Source organism: Rhodococcus sp. YL-1 (genome assembly GCF_001942025.1).
Classification (GTDB): domain Bacteria; phylum Actinomycetota; class Actinomycetes; order Mycobacteriales; family Mycobacteriaceae; genus Rhodococcus_F; species Rhodococcus_F qingshengii.
This window is the reverse complement of record NZ_CP017299.1, coordinates 4,408,613-4,427,640: the sequence shown is the minus strand read 5'-3', so window position 1 is coordinate 4,427,640 and position 19,028 is coordinate 4,408,613. Positions and strand designations below refer to the sequence as shown.

20 protein-coding genes are annotated in these 19,028 nt (G+C 63.4%); 12 read left to right on the top strand and 8 right to left on the bottom strand.

Annotation, left to right across the window (positions count from 1 at the left end; all coding sequences use genetic code 11):
• The first annotated feature begins 611 nt into the window (after nt 1–611).
• Nucleotides 612–1,394 carry a DUF1906 domain-containing protein gene (locus BH682_RS20360; RefSeq protein WP_030536231.1) on the top strand — a complete coding sequence of 261 codons (783 nt, stop codon included), beginning with the start codon at nt 612–614 and terminating at the stop codon, nt 1,392–1,394.
• Here the strand turns inward: BH682_RS20360 and BH682_RS20355 are convergent.
• Both BH682_RS20355 and BH682_RS20350 read right to left on the bottom strand, forming a co-directional pair.
• Nucleotides 1,381–1,881 carry a nuclear transport factor 2 family protein gene (locus BH682_RS20355; protein WP_007726289.1) on the bottom strand — a complete coding sequence of 167 codons (501 nt, stop codon included), beginning with the start codon at nt 1,879–1,881 and terminating at the stop codon, nt 1,381–1,383. The genes BH682_RS20360 and BH682_RS20355 overlap by 14 nt on opposite strands.
• Before the next feature lie 235 nt (nt 1,882–2,116).
• A complete protein-coding gene (locus tag BH682_RS20350; RefSeq protein WP_054188751.1) occupies nt 2,117–3,547 on the bottom strand; it encodes an MFS transporter in 1,431 nt (476 codons plus the stop codon).
• Nucleotides 3,548–3,632: 85 nt separating this feature from the next.
• On the opposite strand from BH682_RS20350, the gene BH682_RS20345 reads away from it, so the two are divergent.
• Entirely contained in the window at nt 3,633–4,091 is a 459-nt protein-coding gene (locus tag BH682_RS20345) for a MarR family winged helix-turn-helix transcriptional regulator (protein WP_083954698.1), read from the top strand.
• On the opposite strand, the gene BH682_RS20340 is transcribed toward BH682_RS20345, so the two are convergent.
• The 3 genes from BH682_RS20340 to BH682_RS20330 form a co-directional block, all read right to left on the bottom strand.
• Complete coding sequence (locus BH682_RS20340; RefSeq protein WP_075833909.1) at nt 4,082–4,480, bottom strand: hypothetical protein; 399 nt, start codon at nt 4,478–4,480, stop codon at nt 4,082–4,084. The two genes, BH682_RS20345 and BH682_RS20340, sit on opposite strands and share 10 nt — an antisense overlap.
• A gap of 78 nt (nt 4,481–4,558) precedes the next feature.
• Entirely contained in the window at nt 4,559–5,302 is a 744-nt protein-coding gene (locus tag BH682_RS20335) for an Rv1157c family protein (RefSeq protein ID WP_003945233.1), read from the bottom strand.
• Nucleotides 5,303–5,573: 271 nt separating this feature from the next.
• Entirely contained in the window at nt 5,574–5,876 is a 303-nt protein-coding gene (locus tag BH682_RS20330) for a 4a-hydroxytetrahydrobiopterin dehydratase (protein WP_003945236.1), read from the bottom strand.
• Between the two features lie 16 nt (nt 5,877–5,892).
• Between BH682_RS20330 and BH682_RS20325 the strand changes: the two genes are divergently transcribed.
• Nucleotides 5,893–6,318: a (deoxy)nucleoside triphosphate pyrophosphohydrolase gene (locus tag BH682_RS20325; RefSeq protein WP_007726279.1), complete on the top strand. Its 426-nt coding sequence runs from the start codon at nt 5,893–5,895 to the stop codon at nt 6,316–6,318.
• On the opposite strand, the gene BH682_RS36415 is transcribed toward BH682_RS20325, so the two are convergent.
• On the bottom strand, nt 6,296–6,472 hold the full coding sequence (locus BH682_RS36415; protein ID WP_003945207.1) for a hypothetical protein: 177 nt from the start codon (nt 6,470–6,472) through the stop codon (nt 6,296–6,298). The genes BH682_RS20325 and BH682_RS36415 overlap by 23 nt on opposite strands.
• A 324-nt stretch (nt 6,473–6,796) precedes the next feature.
• Here BH682_RS36415 and typA point away from each other — a divergent pair, with 324 nt between their 5' ends.
• From typA to BH682_RS20300, 6 genes are all read left to right on the top strand, one after another.
• Nucleotides 6,797–8,704 carry a translational GTPase TypA gene (gene typA / locus BH682_RS20320; protein ID WP_007726276.1) on the top strand — a complete coding sequence of 636 codons (1,908 nt, stop codon included), beginning with the start codon at nt 6,797–6,799 and terminating at the stop codon, nt 8,702–8,704.
• 150 nt (nt 8,705–8,854) lie between these two features.
• Nucleotides 8,855–10,639 (top strand): ABC transporter family substrate-binding protein, encoded by a 1,785-nt coding sequence (locus BH682_RS20315; RefSeq protein ID WP_007726274.1) that lies wholly within the window; start codon nt 8,855–8,857, stop codon nt 10,637–10,639.
• A complete protein-coding gene (mshB, locus tag BH682_RS20310; protein WP_075833906.1) occupies nt 10,636–11,520 on the top strand; it encodes an N-acetyl-1-D-myo-inositol-2-amino-2-deoxy-alpha-D-glucopyranoside deacetylase in 885 nt (294 codons plus the stop codon). The genes BH682_RS20315 and mshB overlap by 4 nt, the downstream gene beginning before the upstream one ends.
• A 107-nt stretch (nt 11,521–11,627) precedes the next feature.
• Nucleotides 11,628–11,786 (top strand): hypothetical protein, encoded by a 159-nt coding sequence (locus tag BH682_RS36410; protein WP_003945210.1) that lies wholly within the window; start codon nt 11,628–11,630, stop codon nt 11,784–11,786.
• Nucleotides 11,787–11,878: 92 nt separating this feature from the next.
• Entirely contained in the window at nt 11,879–12,295 is a 417-nt protein-coding gene (locus BH682_RS20305) for a hypothetical protein (RefSeq protein ID WP_030536224.1), read from the top strand.
• A 51-nt stretch (nt 12,296–12,346) separates the two neighbouring features.
• Entirely contained in the window at nt 12,347–13,192 is an 846-nt protein-coding gene (locus BH682_RS20300; protein ID WP_007726271.1) for a uroporphyrinogen-III synthase, read from the top strand.
• Here the strand turns inward: BH682_RS20300 and BH682_RS20295 are convergent.
• Nucleotides 13,152–14,723: a PH domain-containing protein gene (locus tag BH682_RS20295; RefSeq protein WP_081377527.1), complete on the bottom strand. Its 1,572-nt coding sequence runs from the start codon at nt 14,721–14,723 to the stop codon at nt 13,152–13,154. The genes BH682_RS20300 and BH682_RS20295 overlap by 41 nt on opposite strands.
• Nucleotides 14,720–15,223: a PH domain-containing protein gene (locus BH682_RS20290; RefSeq protein WP_007726268.1), complete on the bottom strand. Its 504-nt coding sequence runs from the start codon at nt 15,221–15,223 to the stop codon at nt 14,720–14,722. Before BH682_RS20290 ends, BH682_RS20295 begins: the two co-directional genes overlap by 4 nt.
• 82 nt (nt 15,224–15,305) lie before the next feature.
• Between BH682_RS20290 and BH682_RS20285 the strand changes: the two genes are divergently transcribed.
• From BH682_RS20285 to BH682_RS20275, 3 genes are all read left to right on the top strand, one after another.
• The gene (locus BH682_RS20285; RefSeq protein ID WP_003945217.1) at nt 15,306–15,494 is read left to right on the top strand and encodes a hypothetical protein; all 189 of its coding nucleotides are present in this window, start codon (nt 15,306–15,308) and stop codon (nt 15,492–15,494) included.
• A gap of 118 nt (nt 15,495–15,612) precedes the next feature.
• Nucleotides 15,613–18,171: a bifunctional FO biosynthesis protein CofGH gene (locus BH682_RS20280; RefSeq protein WP_020970220.1), complete on the top strand. Its 2,559-nt coding sequence runs from the start codon at nt 15,613–15,615 to the stop codon at nt 18,169–18,171.
• Nucleotides 18,171–18,929 (top strand): hypothetical protein, encoded by a 759-nt coding sequence (locus BH682_RS20275; RefSeq protein WP_003945247.1) that lies wholly within the window; start codon nt 18,171–18,173, stop codon nt 18,927–18,929. Before BH682_RS20280 ends, BH682_RS20275 begins: the two co-directional genes overlap by 1 nt.
• The last annotated feature ends 99 nt before the right edge of the window (nt 18,930–19,028 follow it).

Sequence of the window (19,028 nt, the reverse complement as noted above, 5' to 3'; positions counted from 1 at the left end):
CCATCCTGTTAAGTAAGGCTTGCCAATCTTGTGGTCGGCCTACAGGTTTGATGCTGCTCGGTAGCTGCTATCGGGAATGATGTTCGGAATACGTCAATAAATCGTCCTTAGGTGACAGTTTGATCACTGCCGGTGGGTGTTACCTGTGTGTATGTCCGCGCCCCGAAGGGGTCGAAATGTAACGTCCCGGACACATTTGGTGTCGCGGAAGTAACGGAAGGCCTCTACTCTTATCGCCAGCAGCCACTCACGTGGCGGCAATCCTCTGGACCGTATCTTCGACAGGAGCACATCGCATGAGCAGCGCAGAATTCTCGGATGCCTTCACCTTCCTCAACGACTTCTTCAGCAACGCGTCTGATCTCTTCAGCGCTCTGAGCTTCTTCACCTCGCTCAGCTGATAGCTTCCGGCCGCTAGGCCGACTCAGTGGCCCCCGAAGGCGATGCCTTCGGGGGCCACTGTTGTCTGTCAGGCGTCCAATTTGGTGACAATGTGAGCATTGTTGGCCAAGTGCATGGCGGGGTTGATGTGACTGTGGTGGAATGCGAGCGAAAGAAGATAGCTTGCCTGCCCGCCACTTCGAGCGGGACACGCCGATGATCGGAGCTTTGTGCACGTCTCGCGAAGAAACCTCTTCAAGTACGCAGCGGCTGGATCGGCGGCTGCCGGACTCGCTGCATTGAGCGGTACGACGTCGGTGGCCAATGCCGGTTCGCTCGGGACCCTGCTCGATTACGCCGCCGGTGTGCCGTCCGCTCAGGCGATAAAGGCCGCCGGGTATGCGGGCGCCATTCGATACGTCTCGGACAGGCGCCCGGGCGCCGATTGGATGGTCGGCAAGCCCGTACTGGCGCGGGAAACCGACGCGTTGACCGCGGCCGGACTTCAAGTCGTTTCTTGCTATCAATTCGGCAAGGGCGGAACGGCGGACTGGCGCGGGGCCCGCGAAGCGGGCAAGCGTCATGCTGCCCGTGGCCTCGAACTACATGCGGCGGCTGGTGGGCCGTCCGGTCGGCCGATCTACGCGTCGATCGACGACAACCCGACCACTACTGAAATCACTACGCTGATCACGCCGTACCTCGAGGGGTGGGCCTCGGTTGTCGGCAACGGAGCGCTCGGCGTCTACGGAAACACTCGCGTGATCGACGCAATGATCAGTGCCGGCGTCGGAACCTGGTTCTGGCAGCACAACTGGGGCTCGCCCGCAGGGTATGTGCACCCGCGGGCAAACCTGCATCAGTTCGAGATCGACAAGCGCAAGGTCGACGGCGTCGGCGTGGATCTGAACTCGATCCTCACTCGGGACTACGGGCAGTGGTCGTTGGCCGGTGCGGTCGGTCCGGCCCAGCCGGTCGGATCCTCGTTGCCGACAGGATCTATCGCACCATAGCGCCGAATTTGGCGAGCCAGGCCTTGGCGTCGTCGGGGAGGGTGCCCGCCGCTTCCGCGGCGAGGCACCATGCTTTTGCCATCGACAGGAAGTTCATCGGGTTGTAGGCGTCTTCTTCGCGAGACCACAGTCCGTTGCCGGCGTAATGCAGGATCGTGATGTTGGCGGCTCCGTGCTTGGATCCGTCACCCGGATCCTCCATCGGGTTGTCGATCTCGCACACGATCCATCCGCGCTGCTCGTCGACCACGAACCAGTTGGCCGGGAATTCGGTCATGCGGTGCCCCGGGAACTCCGTCATCGTGCGAGTGACCCACTTGCGTACGGCCTCTCGGCCATTGAGGGTGCCGAAAGCGTGTTCCACGTAGACGACGTCCTCGGTGAACATGTCCGCGAAGGCGTTCCAATCGCCGGAACGAGTGCACTCGACAACGGTGTTCTGGTAACCCGCGAAGGCGTCTTCGAGTTCGGTGCGTGTCCAGGTCATGAAAGGCTCCTCGGGTAGTCGTCGCCTCAAATTAGAACACGTTGCAGAATTGATTGTCGGCGATTCGATGCAGGAGGGTTCTGCGGTACCGTCGTTGGCGGGTCGGGGACCCGTTATGTGAGAGGGCACCACGTGGATATCATCATCAATTTCATCTACACACTTCTGTCGAAGTTGCAGACGGGCAGCATCGAAGGCTCTTCGGAGAAGTGAGTCCTCCGCCGGGTTGATTCCCCTACGAGACTTTCTGTTTGGGAATCAACCCGGCGAACACCATCGTCACGACGGCGGCGGCGATGGAGATCAGGAACGTGGCACGAAACGCCTCGAACGAGGGGATCACTGCGGTGCCGACGGTGATGGTCATTCCGGCCAGGACGACGCTCACGATCGCGGCAGACGTCGACGTGCCGATCGATCGCATCAGTGAGTTCAGTCCGTTCGCGGCTGCAGATTCCGTGATGGGGACTGCGCCCATGATCAAGGCCGGCATGGCCGAGTACGAGAGCCCGACGCCCGCTCCGATGAACATTCCGGCCACGGCGACCTGCCAGACGCTCGACACCGTGAAATATGCGAAGGCGTAACCCAATCCGATGACGAGGGCGCCGAGCATCAACGTGATTCGCGGGCCGCGCCAAGCCGAAATTCGAGCAGAGACGGGCGAGAGCGCCATCATGACGAGTCCGCCGGGGGCCAGTGCGAGTCCCGCTGCAACCATGGACAGTCCGAGTCCGTAACCGGTGGACGTCGGTGCCATGAGCAGTTGGGGGAGCGTCAGGGAATTGCCGTACATGGCAAAACCGACGGCGATCGACGCGAAGTTGGTGAAGAGAACTTGCGGCCGGGCCGATACGCGGAGGTCCACCAGCGGTGCGTTGCGTCGAAGTTCCCACCATCCCCACACCAGGAAGCTGAGCGCGGAAACCGCAAGGAGCCCCAGGGTTTTCGCGTCGCCCCATCCCCAGGTTCCGCCCTTGGTGATGGGGAGTAACAGGGTGATCAGACCAACGGTGAGGCCGAGCGCACCGACGAAGTCGAAACGTCCCGGGCGTCGTACGGTCGATTCGGGAATGACGAACGCAACCAGTGCGATGCAGATCAGCCCGAACGCTGCCGATGTGACGAAGAGGAAGTGCCAGTTGGCATTCTGGGCGATCACCGCGGCGATCGGCAGTCCGATCGCACCGCCGACGCCGAGGGTGGCGCTCATGACCGCCATGGCGCCGGCCACTTTCTTCGGTGGAAGAACGTCACGAATGATGGCTATGCCCAATGGAATTGCCCCGACCGATGCTCCTTGAAGTGCACGGCCGACAACGAGCACGATCAGTGAAGGTGCGATCGCGCAGATGGCCGAGCCCAGAACGACCATCGCGAGACTGACCAGCAGCATTCGTTTCTTGCCGAACATGTCGCCGAGGCGCCCGCTGATCGGCGTGATCACCGCGGCGGCGAGGAGTGTTGCGGTGACCGCCCACGAGGTGTCGGCGGGAGTGGAGTTCAGCAGGTGCGGCAATTGCGGAATGATGGGGACTACCAGCGTCTGCATCAAGGCGACGACGATTCCGCACAGTCCTAGAACGGTGAGCACTGGACCCGAGGATGCGTAGTTCGTGTCGGGGATTTTCTCGTCGACATTGGACGACCCTGCGTGAACGGACATGCGGCTCCCGCCATGGCGTGTTCTGATTGGTGCGTTCGCCCCAGTGTGCACGCTACACATCGTGTGTAGTCTGCACAATATGAGGATGGACCGGGACCCTGATCTGGTGAATATCGAGTACGAGTTGACTCTGCTCTCGCGTTACCACGCGCTCGCACAACGGGCCGAACTTCATCTGGACCGGTCGGCGTATCTACTGCTCGGTCGACTGGAATTTCAACATCCCATGAGCCTCAAGGAACTCTCCTGCGCTTTCTCGCTCGACATCTCCACCATCAACCGGCAGATCGGCGCGCTGAGGCGTCAGGGCTTGGTGGAGCGAGTGGAGGATCCGGACGGAGGGCTCGCGCGAAAGGTCCGGCCGACGGCGCAGGGGCTGTCGAAACTTCGTGCTGATCGCGAACATTCGACAGCCGGTGTCGAAAAGGTCCTCCGCGAGTGGACGCCGGAGCAGCGTCTCGCGCTCGGTGACCTACTGCGGCAATTCAATACCTCGGTCGAAGCGCTGGAAGGCCGCGAATGGCCGCGACCGAATCAGGTCTGAGAGTGCGAGACGGATCGTAGTGAGCGGTCCGGATCGCTCGAATCCGATTCCGGCGCAATGACAACAAGTTTCGGGTGTTCTTCGGGGGCTGCATGATTTCCACGCCAGGAGAGCAGTGACCAACGTGAGAGACCGGACAGCGCGGACCCGAGACTGGCGAACGAGCCCGAACTCAGGACCGACGCCGTAGACCCGATGCTTCCGATCGAAAGAAAAGAGCCGACGCTACCGATCGACAGGATCGAGTACGCCGATCCGATCGAGAGAATGGACCCCTCGGATCGGATGGACAGTATCGATCGCGTCGACTTGTGTGACCGTACCGACTGGTCTGGGCCGGATTTCTTCTCTGGACGACCGTGCGTGATGTCCACTCGTAGATGTCCCATCTATCGGGTCTATCACGGTGATCGGAGATGCAAAAGGGACCCACCGAAATTCGGTGGGTCCCTTTCACAAGACTTCGATCAAGCTACCGCGAACATGCCCACGGTCGGAAGGAAGCTGCAGGTGATGCGATCTGCGCCTTCCGGCTGGGTGGTCAGCGAACCGCTGATCACCGAGAGAACGCGTCCGGGGCCGGTATCGGCGATAGCCGACAGAGTGGCTGGGCCGTCCGGGTTGATGCGTGCGGCGTTGGTCAAGTTCTGGGTGGCGCTGCGCTGGTTGTCGATGTTGACCCAGGTGACGGTCATCGGCACCGGCTGGTCGTCGACGGCGGGAGCCGTACCGAGAGCGGTGAAGACGAATCCGGCCTGACCGGCAGCGGGACCGGGAGGAGGCAGGTGAGCCGGGCCGGGAACGGCAAGTGCGGTTCCGACCGAATCGGCGGTGGCCGAGATGCAGCCCTTGCCAAGCGTCGGGTAGAGGAACTGCGCGATGACGGGGGCGTTCTCGTCCGGGATCGCCGGTCCGCCGCCGCCGCTGCCGTCGAGGAAGGTGATGACCTTCTCGAGGGTGGCCTTGATCTCGGGCGGAATGCCGGGGGAGTTCAGGATCGCGCGAGCCTGGTCGAGCAACGCTTGCTGCGGTCCGCCTGCAACATCGGCCGGACCTGCGGCGGCGCCGATGATGGCGGGCGCAAACGATGCGAGGAACTCGATCGGCACACTTTCGGGTGCGGGCGGTGCTGCCGGATCGGCCATTGCCTGTGCCGGCAATGCCAGTCCTGCTACTGCGGCAATAGCGACGGCGGTGAACGCCTTTCGCATACCTCGGGTTCGAAGCACTGTTTCCCCATCCTTAGTCATACCGCGCGGGCGCCTAGGCGAGCTCCGCGTTTGACGGCTCGAGGGGTCACTCTATGTACAGAGCCCCCGGGTTGTACAGCTGTTCAGTTGCTGAGCAGCTACGCACCGGGGGGAGTCTATGGCATGACCGGCCTCGATCGTGATTTACGGCGACCATACCTGTGACTGAAGTGATCTATGTGAAAGTTGATGCAACTGTTACGTCAGATTGCGAGGTTTGTTCACTCGAAGATCAGTCGAAACGGACCGAATCGTCGACGAGTACGTCAATTCGACGGGCAAGGTCGAAGTCCAGTTCCGTGAGACCGCCCGCCGAGTGTGTCGAAAGCGTGTACGTGACCTTTCGCCAGCGAACGTCGATGTCGGGATGATGATCCGCGGCCTCGGCGACTGCCGCGATGCGTTGAAGAAGTGCGATGGCGTCCGGGAATGTCGCGGAGTCGACCGTGCGAGTGATCGACCCTGGCGACAGTTGCCAGGCGGGCAGTTCGTCGAGAGCGTTTTGGATCGCGGAGTCGGACAACAAAGTGGCCATACTCCATCATGGTGCGATGAGTGATGCACCTGCAAGGGATCGGGAAGTTGTCGCCGGTGCGATCTTCCGCGAGGGAAGGCTGCTCCTCGCGCAGCGGACGAGTCCGCCGGCTTTGGCCGGTCGTTGGGAGCTGCCGGGCGGGAAGGTCGAAGAATTCGAATCGCCACAGAACGCGTTGGCGCGGGAGCTGCTCGAGGAACTGGCGGTCGAGGTGAGATGCGGCGCCAGAATCGGCGTCGACGTGCCACTGTCGCCGGGGTTGGTCCTGCGGGCCTACCGGGCGGAGTTGGTGTCGGGAGAACCGGTCGCGCTCGACCATGCTCAATTGACATGGGTCGACGCCGAAGAACTGTTGTCGATGGATCTGGTGGACAACGATCGAGCCTGGATCCCCGAGTTACTCGCGGAATTGAGCGCGCTTACGCCGCACGAGCCTTCTTGAGACCCGCTTTCAGTTCCTTCTTGGATGCGCCCTCGTTCTCGAGCTTCTTCATCCGCATGATGACGACGGGACACTTGATGCACCGCGTCTTCTTGCGGCAGCACTTCTTCTTCGGCTTGAGCTGCGAGACCTTGCTTGCCTTGACTTTTCCCATGTGACGCTGCGGCTTTCCTGTTTCACTACGGCGGAGAGCCCGCTCTTGGAACGAGGTTAGCGTACCCTTAAATTACCTGTTTCTCCAGGTCGTAATCCTACGCGCATCGGCGTGGTGCAGATCACTATTCGCTGGTGGGGGCGGTGATAGAGGCCGCACAATGCAGGAGTATCAGCCCGGAGCGAGTAGTATTTACTAGGCCGCGGTGCCTTCTCAGGCGATTCGTGCCCTGATTCGGATCACACACTCGTGCAGCGGCCACCAGAAGAGCCGTGCGACTTGACTTTCGCGTGGCCGAATCAACTCAGCCAGGAGAGCCATCGCGTGACCATCACCAGCTTCCGTAACGTTGCCATCGTCGCACACGTCGACCACGGCAAGACCACCCTCGTCGACGCCATGCTTCGTCAGTCCGGCGCGTTCGAGGAGCGCGCCGAGCTGGTCGATCGCGTTATGGACTCCGGCGACCTCGAACGCGAGAAGGGCATCACCATTCTCGCGAAGAACACCGCAGTACATAAGGTCAACGAAGACGGTTCCATCACCGTCATCAACGTCATCGACACCCCCGGCCACGCCGACTTCGGTGGCGAGGTCGAGCGCGGCCTGTCCATGGTCGACGGCGTCGTCCTGCTCGTCGATGCTTCCGAGGGACCCCTGCCGCAGACGCGTTTCGTGCTGCGCAAGGCACTCGCCGCTTCGCTGCCCGTCATCCTGGTCGTCAACAAGACGGACCGACCCGACGCCCGCATCGAAGAGGTTGTCACCGAGGCTCAGGACCTGCTCCTCGACCTCGCATCGGACCTGTCCGACGAGGCCGCCGAAGCCGCTGAGCTCGCACTCGAACTTCCCGTCCTCTACGCGTCCGGTCGCGAAGGCAAGGCATCGACCGTGCAGCCCGAGAACGGCAAGGCTCCCGACGCCGAGGACCTCACCGCACTCTTCCAGGTGCTGATGGAGTACGTCCCCGCGCCGAAGGGCTCGGTCGACGCACCGCTGCAGGCTCACGTCACCAACCTCGACGCATCCGCATTCCTCGGTCGCCTCGCACTCGTTCGCATCCACAACGGCGAGCTGCGCAAGGGCCAGACCGTGTCCTGGTGCCGCGAGGTCGACGGCGAGCCCGTCGTCACGAAGACCAAGATCACCGAACTCCTCACGACCATCGGTGTCGAGCGCGTTCCCGGTGAGGTCGCCGTCGCCGGCGACATCTGCGCCGTCGCAGGATTCCCGGACATCATGATCGGCGACACCCTCGCCGATCTGGAGAACCCGGTCGCACTGCCCCGCATCACCGTCGACCAGCCGGCAATCTCGGTCACGATCGGCACCAACACGTCACCGCTCGTCGGTCGCGTCAAGGGTCACAAGCTGACTGCACGCATGGTCAAGTCCCGCCTGGACCAGGAGCTCGTCGGTAACGTCTCGCTCAAGGTCCTCGACATCGGTCGCCCCGATGCGTGGGAGGTCCAGGGTCGTGGAGAGCTCGCGCTCGCCATCCTCGTCGAGCAGATGCGTCGTGAAGGCTTCGAACTCACCGTCGGTAAGCCGCAGGTTGTCACGCAGCTCGTCGACGGCAAGGTTCACGAGCCTTTCGAAGAGCTGACCATCGACAGCCCCGAGGAGTACCTCGGCGCCATCACGCAGCTCCTGGCCAACCGCAAGGGCAAGATGGTCCAGATGTCGAACCACGGCGCAGGCTGGGTTCGCATGGAGTTCATCGTTCCTTCGCGTGGCCTCATCGGCTTCCGCACGGACTTCCTCACGGAAACCCGCGGAACCGGTATCGCCAACGCCGTGTTCGACGGATACGGCCCGTGGGCCGGCGAGATCCGTGCGCGCCACACCGGCTCGCTCGTCTCGGACCGCTCCGGCACGGTGACGCCGTTCGCCATGATCCAGTTGGCCGACCGTGGAACCTTCTTCGTCGAGCCCGGCGCAGACACCTACGAGGGACACGTCGTCGGTATCAACCCGCGTCAGGAAGACCTCGACATCAACGTCACCCGCGAGAAGAAGCTGACCAACATGCGTCAGTCGTCCGCAGACGTGATGGAGACCCTCGCAAAGCCGATCAAGCTCGAACTCGAAGCAGCGATGGAGTTCTGCTCCAGCGACGAGTGCGTCGAGGTCACCCCGGAGGACGTTCGCGTCCGCAAGGTGCACCTCAACGCAACCGAGCGCGCTCGCGAGCGTTCACGTAGTAAGGCACGCGACAAGGCTGCTCTGTAGTCTTTCGTCGGTTACAACCTGACAGGCGGATGTGCCTTTCAGCCGAGTTTTCGGCGGAAAGGTACATTCGCCTTCATGGTTTCCAGGCAAAGTTCTGCCTGGAAATCGAGTGCGAAGGGGCGACGCGGCCCCGTACGGAAGGAATTGTCTGTGGCCTCAGGACGTCGCTACCTGGCGTTGGCAGTGGCAGTGACGGCGTTGTCACTGACTGCATGTACAGCCGATCCGCCGCCTCCGGTCGAGAGCACCGAAACCGTCAAGCCCACACCGACTCCGGTCGTTCCGGCGATGAAGCAGGTCACTGTGGCAATCGACGAGGTGGGAGGCGGATTCAACCCGCACCTGCTCGCGGATCAGTCGCCGGTCAACTCCGCAGTCGGCAACCTCGTACTGCCCAGTGCGTTTCGCCCGATCAATTCGCCCACACAACCTGGCGCGACGGAGTGGGCGATCGACGATTCTTTCCTCGTTTCCGCTGAAGTGACGTCGGAGGCCCCGTTCACGATTCGCTACCAACTGCGCAACGAAGCCCAATGGTCGGACGGCGCTCCCATTGCGGCAGAAGACTTTCGCTACCTGTGGCAGCAGATGATCTCGGTTCCCGGTGTGGTCAATCCCGCGGGCTATCAGATGATCGACGACGTGAACTCGTCCGGCGGCGGCAAAACGGTCAACGTCGTGATGCGTGCGCCGTATCCGGCATGGCGAGAGTTGTTCACCGATATTCTTCCGTCCCACCTGATCAAGGACACTCCCGGCGGTTTCAGCACCGGCCTGAGTGAGGGGATTCCGGTGTCGGGAGCCCACTTTCACGTGCGCTCGGTCGACCGCGGCCGGGACGAAATCGTGCTCGAACGCAACGACCGATTCTGGGGCAAGCCTTCAGACCCGGATCAGATAGTTCTGCGACGCGGAGGAACGGCTGCGCAGTTGGCGGATGCGCTGCGTACCGACGATGCCCAAGTGGCGCAGGTTCATTCGGGTAGTGCCACGGATATTCAGCTGTCTGCAATCCCGGGTGTCAGGACGGCATTCTCCTACGTTCCGCGCACTCTCGACATCAACGTGAACGGGCGAAGCAAGAACTTCGCGGATGTTCGGGTGCGTAAAGGTGTTCTGGGACTGCTCGATCCGGACCTGCTCGCCGTGGTGGCGGCAGGGAGTGAATCGGCGTCGGCCCCGGTGAAAGCTCAGATCCTCGCTCCGTCGGATCCGGGATATGCGCCCACCGCGCCGCCGAAACCGACCAGGGAGCAGGCGCTGGGCGAGCTGACTGCAGCCGGCTACCTGACGGCACCGCCCACCGGAATCGTCACGGGCACTGGAACGGTCGGATCGATCGTCCGTGACGGCGCCCAGTTGACACTGCTGATCGGCGCTCCCGAAAACGACGACATCGCGATCGCCGTGGCAAACACCGCTGCCGACGAATTGCGTGACGTGGGAATCCTGGCGACCGTCGAATCGGTGGCGCCGGAGGAACTCTACGGCGAGGACCTGACGACAGGACGCGTCGACATGATCGTCGGTTGGAGCCGGGCAGGCGCCGACACGGCCACTTCGCTGGCCTCGCGGTTCAGTTGCCCGAGCGCACCTTCCACTCCGGCAACAAGTTCGGCAGTGCCCGCACCGACGCCGTCGCAGACACCGGAGCCCATCCGAACGACAAGCGTCGAGGCTCCGAGCAACCTGTCCGGGCTGTGTGATCCGGCGTTGCAAGGTCGGATCGACGAAGCGCTCAGTGGCATCGGGGATCTGGGGTCGTTGATCGCCGATGCGGAACCCAGGCTGTGGGATCTTGCGGCGGTTTTGCCGATCGTGCAGAGCCGAGCGCTGGTCGCGGTCGGGACCGGAGTCGAGGGCGTGGTCCTCGACGGGCCGGTGCAGGTGGGGATATTCGGAAACGCTACGGACTGGGTGAGGGTGGAAAAGTGACCGCGTCGGCGAAGCGACTTCTGTTGGTGCACGCACATCCGGACGACGAAACGATCACCACCGGTGGCACCATCGCGCGATACGCGTCCGAAGGCGTCGAGGTCACAGTCCTCACCTGCACGTTGGGGGAGGAAGGCGAAGTGATCGGTGATGCGTGGGCCGGGCTCGTGGCTTCCGAGGCCGATCAACTCGGTGGCTACCGGATCGCGGAACTGAGCGCTGCTTTGTCGGCTTTGGGCAGTGCCGCTCCTCGCTTCCTCGCCGATGCCGGTCGGTATCGCGACTCCGGAATGATCGGCACACCTTCGGCCGCCGATCCCCGTGCTTTTGTCAATGCTCGACTCGACGAAGCAGTCGGCGCGGTGGTCGCCGTCATTCGTGAGATTCGGCCGCACGTCGTGATCACGTACGACCCCAACGGCGGCTACGGGCACCCGGACCACATCCAGGCGCACGCGATCACGACAGCGGCCGTCGAAGCTGCAGGAACGACCGCGTATCCCGAGACCGGCGAGCCGTGGTCGACTCCGAAGTTCTACTGGACCGTGACCGAGCGCAGCGGACTCGAACGCGGCATCGCGGCGATTTCCGAGTTCCCGGAGAACTGGCGTCTGCCCGAGCCCGGGGAATTGCCGAGCGTCGAGGACACAGACGTGACGACGGCAATCGACGTTCGAGGCGTCATCGATGCGAAGGCGAGGGCATTGAGCGCCCACGCCACTCAGGTGACGGTAGCCCCGAGCCGAGCCGAGTTCGCATTGTCGAACAACGTGGTCCAACCGATCCTGACGGTCGAGCATTTCGTATTGGCCGCCGGCGCGCTCGGTCCGGTGGGTGAGGACGGCCGCGAGCGCGATCTGTTCGGCGGGCTGCACAGCTGACCTGGGCGTCGGCTCACAGGCATTGCGATCGACGCCGTAGTGGTGTGTGATGCGTGTCACCGGATGGGTGGTCCTTTCGGTAACAGCAAAGCCTGGGGGCTGAAGAAATGTACAACTGGGACCTGCAGAACCAGATCGTCGCCTTCGTCGATTCGTTGCGTCCGATGGCTGGTTATTACCACGACTTGTATTACGGGTCGCTCTACGCATTCGCAGATCAGCAGAGTCATTTGCTGACTCTGCTCGGGTTCCCGCCGGTTCCCTGATCAGCTTCGTGCTTTTCGGGCGCGAGCCGGGGTGCTTGTCGGGAGGGACCCCGCGCTCGCGCGATGACGACCGATAGACCACTATCAAAACCATGACGACCGTCGAGAACAACACGGACGCCTCGACAGGAACGTCGCTGTCGTGGCTCGACCCTGTCATCCTCGGCGTCCTGATTTTCGACGGATTCTTGTGCGCGGTGTTGTCCGTCCTGTTCTTGCCGACTCATCTCGGTACGACGGCTTTTCCCATCAGCATTCTCGTAGCCGCGACCGCGAACCTCGTATTGGTGATCGCCGCCCGCACGGTTACGACGCCGGGTAGGGCCGCATTGCCGCTCGCCGGTTGGATCGTCGGGTTCTTGGTGTGCATGGTGGGCGGCCCCGGCGGCGACGTACTCGTGCTTTCGTCCCCTCTGACCTTCCTGCTGCTGGTCGGTGCGATCGCGCCGGCCGCCGTTTTCCTCTTCAAGGTGGCGATCAACAGACTTGCCACCCTCAGCTCGCAATAGTTCTCGGCGCGCGCGTAGGAAACTGACCCGTGCATAAGGGACACTCAGCCTGTGGCTGAACATGATTTGGCGGGTGCGACTATCGCCTTGACCGCAGAACGGCGTGTCGAAGAATTTGCGACGCTCCTCGAACGTCGAGGCGCGGAGATCGTGCGGACACCGGTGATCCATGTGCTGCCCTTGGTGGACGATCGAGACCTGAGGACTCAGACGTCCGCTTTGATTGCCGATCCTCCGGAATTGGTCGTGATCAGTACCGGGATCGGCTTCAGGGGTTGGCTCGAGGCCGTCGCCTCGTGGGGTTTGACCGAGGAGTTCCTCGGGGCGCTCGCCCACACGCGCATCATCGCCCGCGGCCCCAAGGCGACGGGCGCCATCCGAGGCGCCGGACTGCGCGAGGAATGGTCGCCTTCGGGTGAGTCGTCCGAGGAAGTTCTGGCACATCTCGGAAGCGAGGGAGTGGCAGGCTTGCGCATCGCAGTCCAGTTGCACGGCACCATCACCGAATGGGAGCCGTTGACGGACCTGAGCGCCTCCCTCGCCGACATCGGCGCGGTTGTCACTCCGGTATCGGTCTATCGGTGGATCCGGCCGCCGGATCAGTCGCCGGTCCGCGCGTTGGTCGCTGCAGTTCGTTCCGGTGCGATCGACGCGCTGACCTTCACCAGTGCCCCCGCGGTCTCCTCGATGCTCAGCACGGCGAAAGAAATGGGCGAGCTGGAGCGGTTCGTCGCAGCGATGCGCGGACCGGTACCGACCTACTGCGTCGGACCGGTGACGGCCGCCCCGCTGGAACTCCTCGGTGTTCCGACCATCCAGCCGGAGCGATCGCGTCTCGGTTCGCTGGCGAGGCTCATCATCGACGACCTGCCCACACGTCGCCACCGCCCGGAGTGACGGCTTCGATCAATTCCCACGCGTTCTCGGCGGGGAGATCGATCACCTCGTAGCTTCCGGTGCCGGCGGGCGTCGCGGCGACGACGGTTGCCACTCCCGCGCGTCGTTGGAAGAACGTCTCGCGCACCGTCCATCCGATGACACCTTCGGATTCGAGACTGTGACGCTGGCGATCGAGCGAGCCGTTTCGGGTGATCAACCATCCGGGTAGTACTGCGTGGCCGAGGCCCTTGTATCGGTCGTAGGCGAGGGCGGTGCCACCGATGGCGAGTACGGCGACCCCGAACCACGCGTAGATCGGTACATCGAGTCCAGAAGCCGCGCACGCCACACAGACCAGGAACGCCACCGCGGCGAGGAACAGTGCTCGGGTGTACCGGCGACGCCGCGCGGCCGGGCCGTGCGGGATCAGCGGGGCGGACGCCTGGCGTGAGTCACCGATCACGGTGGCCATCACTCGCTCGGCTTCCCTGCGCGGTCCCTGCGGGAGCAGTAGCGAAGATTCCTTCTTCTCGGCGCTGACCCCGGTCATGATGGCGTCGAGCCGCGCGCCGCGGGCCAATCGCAGCAGGAGCGGTTCCTTGAGCGTCGTGCCACGGAGGCGGGCGCGGTCGAGTGTGGTTTGCCGAGTCTTCAACAGGCCGTGACTGACATGCAGGATGCGGCCGTTGTCGGTGAGTTTCATGTTGCCGAACGCGATCAGGTACTGGACGCAGGCGAGTGCACTCGACAGCACCAGCAGCACGACGAGTGCGATGACGACCATCAGTGCGATGCCGAGGCTCTCGAGTGAGTCGAAGCTGTCGCTCACTGCCGAGGATTTCGCGACGGCAGTGCCGATGCCGTATTGGAACGAGATGCCGATGATGGCTGCGATGATGGCGATTCCGGTGAACGAAAAGGGGGCGTAGCGAACCCAACTCGGTTCCCAGTGACCGATTTCGGTGTCGACCGGTTCGGTGATGCTTTCGACCGGCGTGCCCGGGGTTTCCAGTCGCCGTGCTTGCTGGGCGCCGGCCAACAGTGCGGCGCGTAGGTCCGGAACCAGGGCGGTCGACAGGGCGTTGAGCTCGAACTTGTTCGAATCGTGGCCGCTCCCGGCGCGCTGGCCGGTACCGATGCGCACGATCGACAGTCCGAGCAACCGGTGCATGACCCCGGCCTCGACGTCGACGGATCGGATGCGGCTACGCGGGACGGAGAGCAGCTTTTTCTGGAAGACCCCGGTGCGCAGTTGAACGTGGACGGGTCCGATTCGGTACGTGGTGGTGAAATACCGCAACAAACCGAAGATGACGAGCAGAGTGACGACGCCGAGTCCCCACCAGTGGTTTCCGGATTGGCTGCCGAGAACTACGGAGACGAGTAGGACCGGGAGCAGTTTGACGACTTCGTTGACGGGGTGGACCAGAAGCATGCGTCGGTCGAGGCGGAGCCAGGGCTGTTCCTCTTCCGCGGCCTCGGCAGCTGCCGTTTCCGCCTCTACCGGGATCTCGATCGCGGTCGGGTCGCCCAACTGTTTCTCGTTCACGTCGCGTCTCCGACGTTGGTACCCGCGATCTCCGTCAGTTGAGCCACCGTGCGGTCGGCGACTTCCTGGTCGAGTGCGGAGATCTTCACGGCCCCGGCCGACGACGCTGTCGTGACCGTGACGGTTGCCAGACCCAACATGCGGTCGATCGGTCCGCGCTCGGTGTCCACGGTCTGCACGCGCGAGATCGGTGCGATGCGTCGCTCCTGGGTGAACCAGCCGGTGCGGGTGTACACCGCGGTGTCACTGATCTCCCATCGGTGGACGCGATACCGCCACGCCGGGACCATCAGAATGTAGGTGGCAGCGAAGAGCACGGTGACTGCGAATACGGTGCCGACCACCCAGGACGGGATTCCGGGTATCAAGACGGCACAGACGATTTCGGCGACGATGACGGGTACCCAGAACAGTGAGGCAGTGATTGCCCACAGCCTCGGGGCTTTGGTGCTGGGTCGCCATAAGGGGTCGGCCATGGTCAGCGGTTGCGGCGCAGTCATGGGCACTACTTTGGTCGAGTGAGGGGCGATCTGTCGACATCGGCCCTATCGTGGAGTGTGGCGACCGCGAAGGGAGCACGTGATGACCGAACAAGATGCGACATTCGACCCGGAGGCTCCGGAATCAGATGCGCTCGAACAATCGACACCCGTAGATCCGAACGCCCCTGAAGAACCCGATCTGACCGACATTCCGCTCGACGCGCCAGTGGCTGACGTGGTGGATCAACGAGTCGAGGTTGCGGTCGACGACGACTACCGGCCGTCGTGATCGAGGCGGTGTCGGGGCGGTGAGGCCGCCTACTTCTGGCACCGGGTGGCACTAGTCGTCCCACATGGCGCATGATCGCTAGGTGAACCGAACTGGTGATGACTCCGGCAAACCCACCATGCTTCCGATGCCAGGTATTTCCGCGTCCGCCTCGTCCAGTCCGTCGCCCGGCCCGTCAGCGTCGGCGATGCGGCGAGTTCTCCGTCGTGCACGCGACGGAGCGACCCTGAACGTCGACGAGGCGGCAACGCTGCTGCAGGCACGGGGAACCGATCTGACCGATCTGTGTTCTTCGGCGGCCAAGGTTCGCGATGCCGGTCTGCTGGCAGCGGGTCGGCCGAACACCGTGACGTATTCGCGGAAAGTTTTCATTCCGCTGACCCGTCTGTGCCAGGACAAGTGCCACTACTGCACATTCGTCACGGTGCCGGGGAAGCTGCGTGCCGCTGGGCACGGCATGTTCCTGGAACCGGACGAGGTTTTGGACATTGCCCGGGCAGGCGCCGAATTGGGCTGCAAGGAAGCGTTGTTCACGCTGGGGGATCGCCCCGAGGCTCGCTGGCCGGAAGCCAAGCAATGGCTGGACGAACGCGGCTACGACTCCACCCTCGACTACGTGCGTGCGATGTCGATCCGGGTGCTCGAGGAGACAGGCCTGCTCCCACACCTGAATCCCGGTGTGATGAGTTGGCAGGAACTCTCGCGGCTCAAGCCCGTTGCGCCGTCGATGGGCATGATGCTCGAGACGACCGCAACCCGCCTGTTCACCGACAAGGGTGAATGCCACTACGGCAGCCCGGACAAGGACCCGGCGGTTCGGCTGCGCACCCTGACCGACGCAGGCCGACTGAACATCCCGTTCACCACGGGAATTCTTGTGGGCATCGGGGAGAACTTCCTCGAGCGTGCCGAGTCGATCATGGCGATACGCAAGTCGCAGAAGGCGTTCGGTCACATCCAGGAAGTGATCATTCAGAACTTCCTGGCCAAGCCTGATACCGCGATGCGCGATACCCCTGATGCGGGACTCGACGAATTTCTCGCGGCCATCGCCGTCGCACGCCTGCTGCTCGGGCCGACGATGCGGATCCAGAGTCCGCCGAATCTCGTCTCGAACAGCGAGTGCCTCGCGCTGCTCGGCGCAGGCGTGGACGACTGGGGCGGGGTATCACCGTTGACCCCCGATCACGTCAACCCCGAGCGTCCCTGGCCGAATCTCGAGACCTTGGCCGAGATCAGCGCCGAGGGCGGCTTCACGCTGACCGAACGCACTGCGGCTCAGCCGGCATATGTCCTGGCCGGGGCTCCGTGGATCGATCCGCGTATTGCGGGTCACGTGCAGGCGCTGGCGGATCCCAAGACCGGTCTCGCCTTGCCCGACACCAAGCCGGTGGGTCGGCCGTGGCAGGAACCGGACGAGTCGTGGGAATCGAGCGGACGCGTCGATCTCAATACCGAGATCGACACGGACGGGCGCAACACCGAGACCCGCAGTGACCTGGGCAGTGCGTTCGGCGACTGGGAGACCGTGCGCGAACAGGTTCTCGAGCTCAGTGCTCCGATTCGCGTCGACACCGATCTGCTGGCTGCGCTCCGCAGTGCCGAACGCGACCCGGCCGGATGTTCCGACGACGAGTACCTGGCCCTCGCCACGGCGGAGGGCCCGGGCCTGGAAGCCGTTGTGGCACTGGCGGATGCGCTGCGCAAGGATGCCGTCGGCGAGGACGTCACCTACGTGGTGAACCGGAACATCAACTTCACCAACATCTGCTACACGGGCTGCCGATTCTGTGCGTTCGCGCAGCGCAAGGGTGACGCCGACGCGTTCACGCTGTCGGCAGAGCAGGTCGCCGACCGTGCGTGGGAAGCGCACGTCGCCGGCGCAACCGAGGTGTGCATGCAGGGCGGTATCGATCCGGAACTTCCCGTCACCGGTTACGCCGACCTGGTCCGGGCCGTCAAGAAGCGCGTGCCGTCGATGCACGTCCACGCGTTCTCTCCGATGGAGATCGTGAACGGTGCATCGCGCAGTGGTGAGAGCATCAGGGATTGGCTGACGGCCCTTCGTGAGGCGGGCCTGGACACCATTCCCGGTACGGCAGCGGAGATCCTCGACGACGAGGTGCGCTGGATCCTCACCAAGGGCAAACTGCCGACGGCGGAATGGATCGAAGTGGTCACCACGGCCCACGAGGTGGGGCTGCGGTCGAGTTCGACGATGATGTACGGGCATGTCGATCAGCCGCACCATTGGGTCGGGCACCTGAACGTTCTTCGCGGAATCCAGGACCGTACAGGCGGATTCACGGAGTTCGTGCTGCTGCCGTTCGTTCACCAGAGCGCGCCCCTGTACCTGGCGGGCGCTTCACGGCCAGGGCCGACCAATCGGGACAACCGCGCTGCGCACGCGTTGGCACGCATCATGCTGCACGGCCGCATACCCAATATCCAGACCAGCTGGGTCAAACTTGGCATCACCGGAACGCAGATGATGCTCAACGGCGGCGCCAACGACCTCGGCGGAACGCTGATGGAAGAGACGATCTCGCGGATGGCCGGCTCGGAACACGGTTCCGAGAAGACCGTCGCAGAGCTGCGCGCCATCGCCGAGGGAATCGGACGCCCGGCACGCGAACGAACCACCACACATGCACGACGCGAAGGAGCGATTGCCTGATGGCTGACGTACTGGGGGACCGCAAGGTCGTCGAGGTTCTCGATCGAGCGGTGTGGGGGATCAACCCGGTTCTCGACCTCGCCTACAGCGATCCGCTCGGTATCAAACGTCGGACGTTCGAGCCGACCGATCCCGAGCGAAACGCTGCTGCGATGGTGTTGGACGCGGCCGCTTGGGTCCTCGACGTCGTCAAGTTCCCCGGGACGGCGGCGTGGTCGGTGATGACCGACGAGCAGCGCTCGAAGTGGTGGACGACCCGGTTGGGTGCACTCAACACCGTCGCCGTCGCGTTTCCCGGCATCTTCGGCGTCCTCCTCAATCGGTTGCCGATCCAGGACCTGCTGGCCTTCGCGAATCAGGCCGTTGTGCTCGTTGCGGTTGCCCGTGAACACGGAGTGACCGAACGGGATCAGCAGGTGGACCTCCTGGCGTCGGTGCTGTGCCGGCGTGAGACGAAGTCTCGAGAGCTTCTCACCGGAGAAGACTTCGCCGAGAAATCAGCCGGCGGCGCCGACGAGACCTGGCGCCCGTTCGCGCTCATCGGAACGTTGTGGCGCACGTCCAAGACTTTTCGTGCCATCACGGACGAGTTGCACAAGCGGCCGTCTCGGACAAAACCGTACGAGATCATCGGCAAGATTCCGGTGGTCGGCGTCGTGGCGGATTACCTCGGTGAGCGGGGCGCACTGGTACGCGCGGCCGCTCTGGGGGAGAAGTGGATCGCGATTCGGTCGAGGAACATCACCGCAGTAGGCTGAAATGTGTTACCCCCGCCTGCTCAGAGTCGGTCGGCAGGGGGATAATAGGCTGTTCCCGCGGTACGTGAGAGTCGTATCGGATTTTCGGCCCCTTGCAAC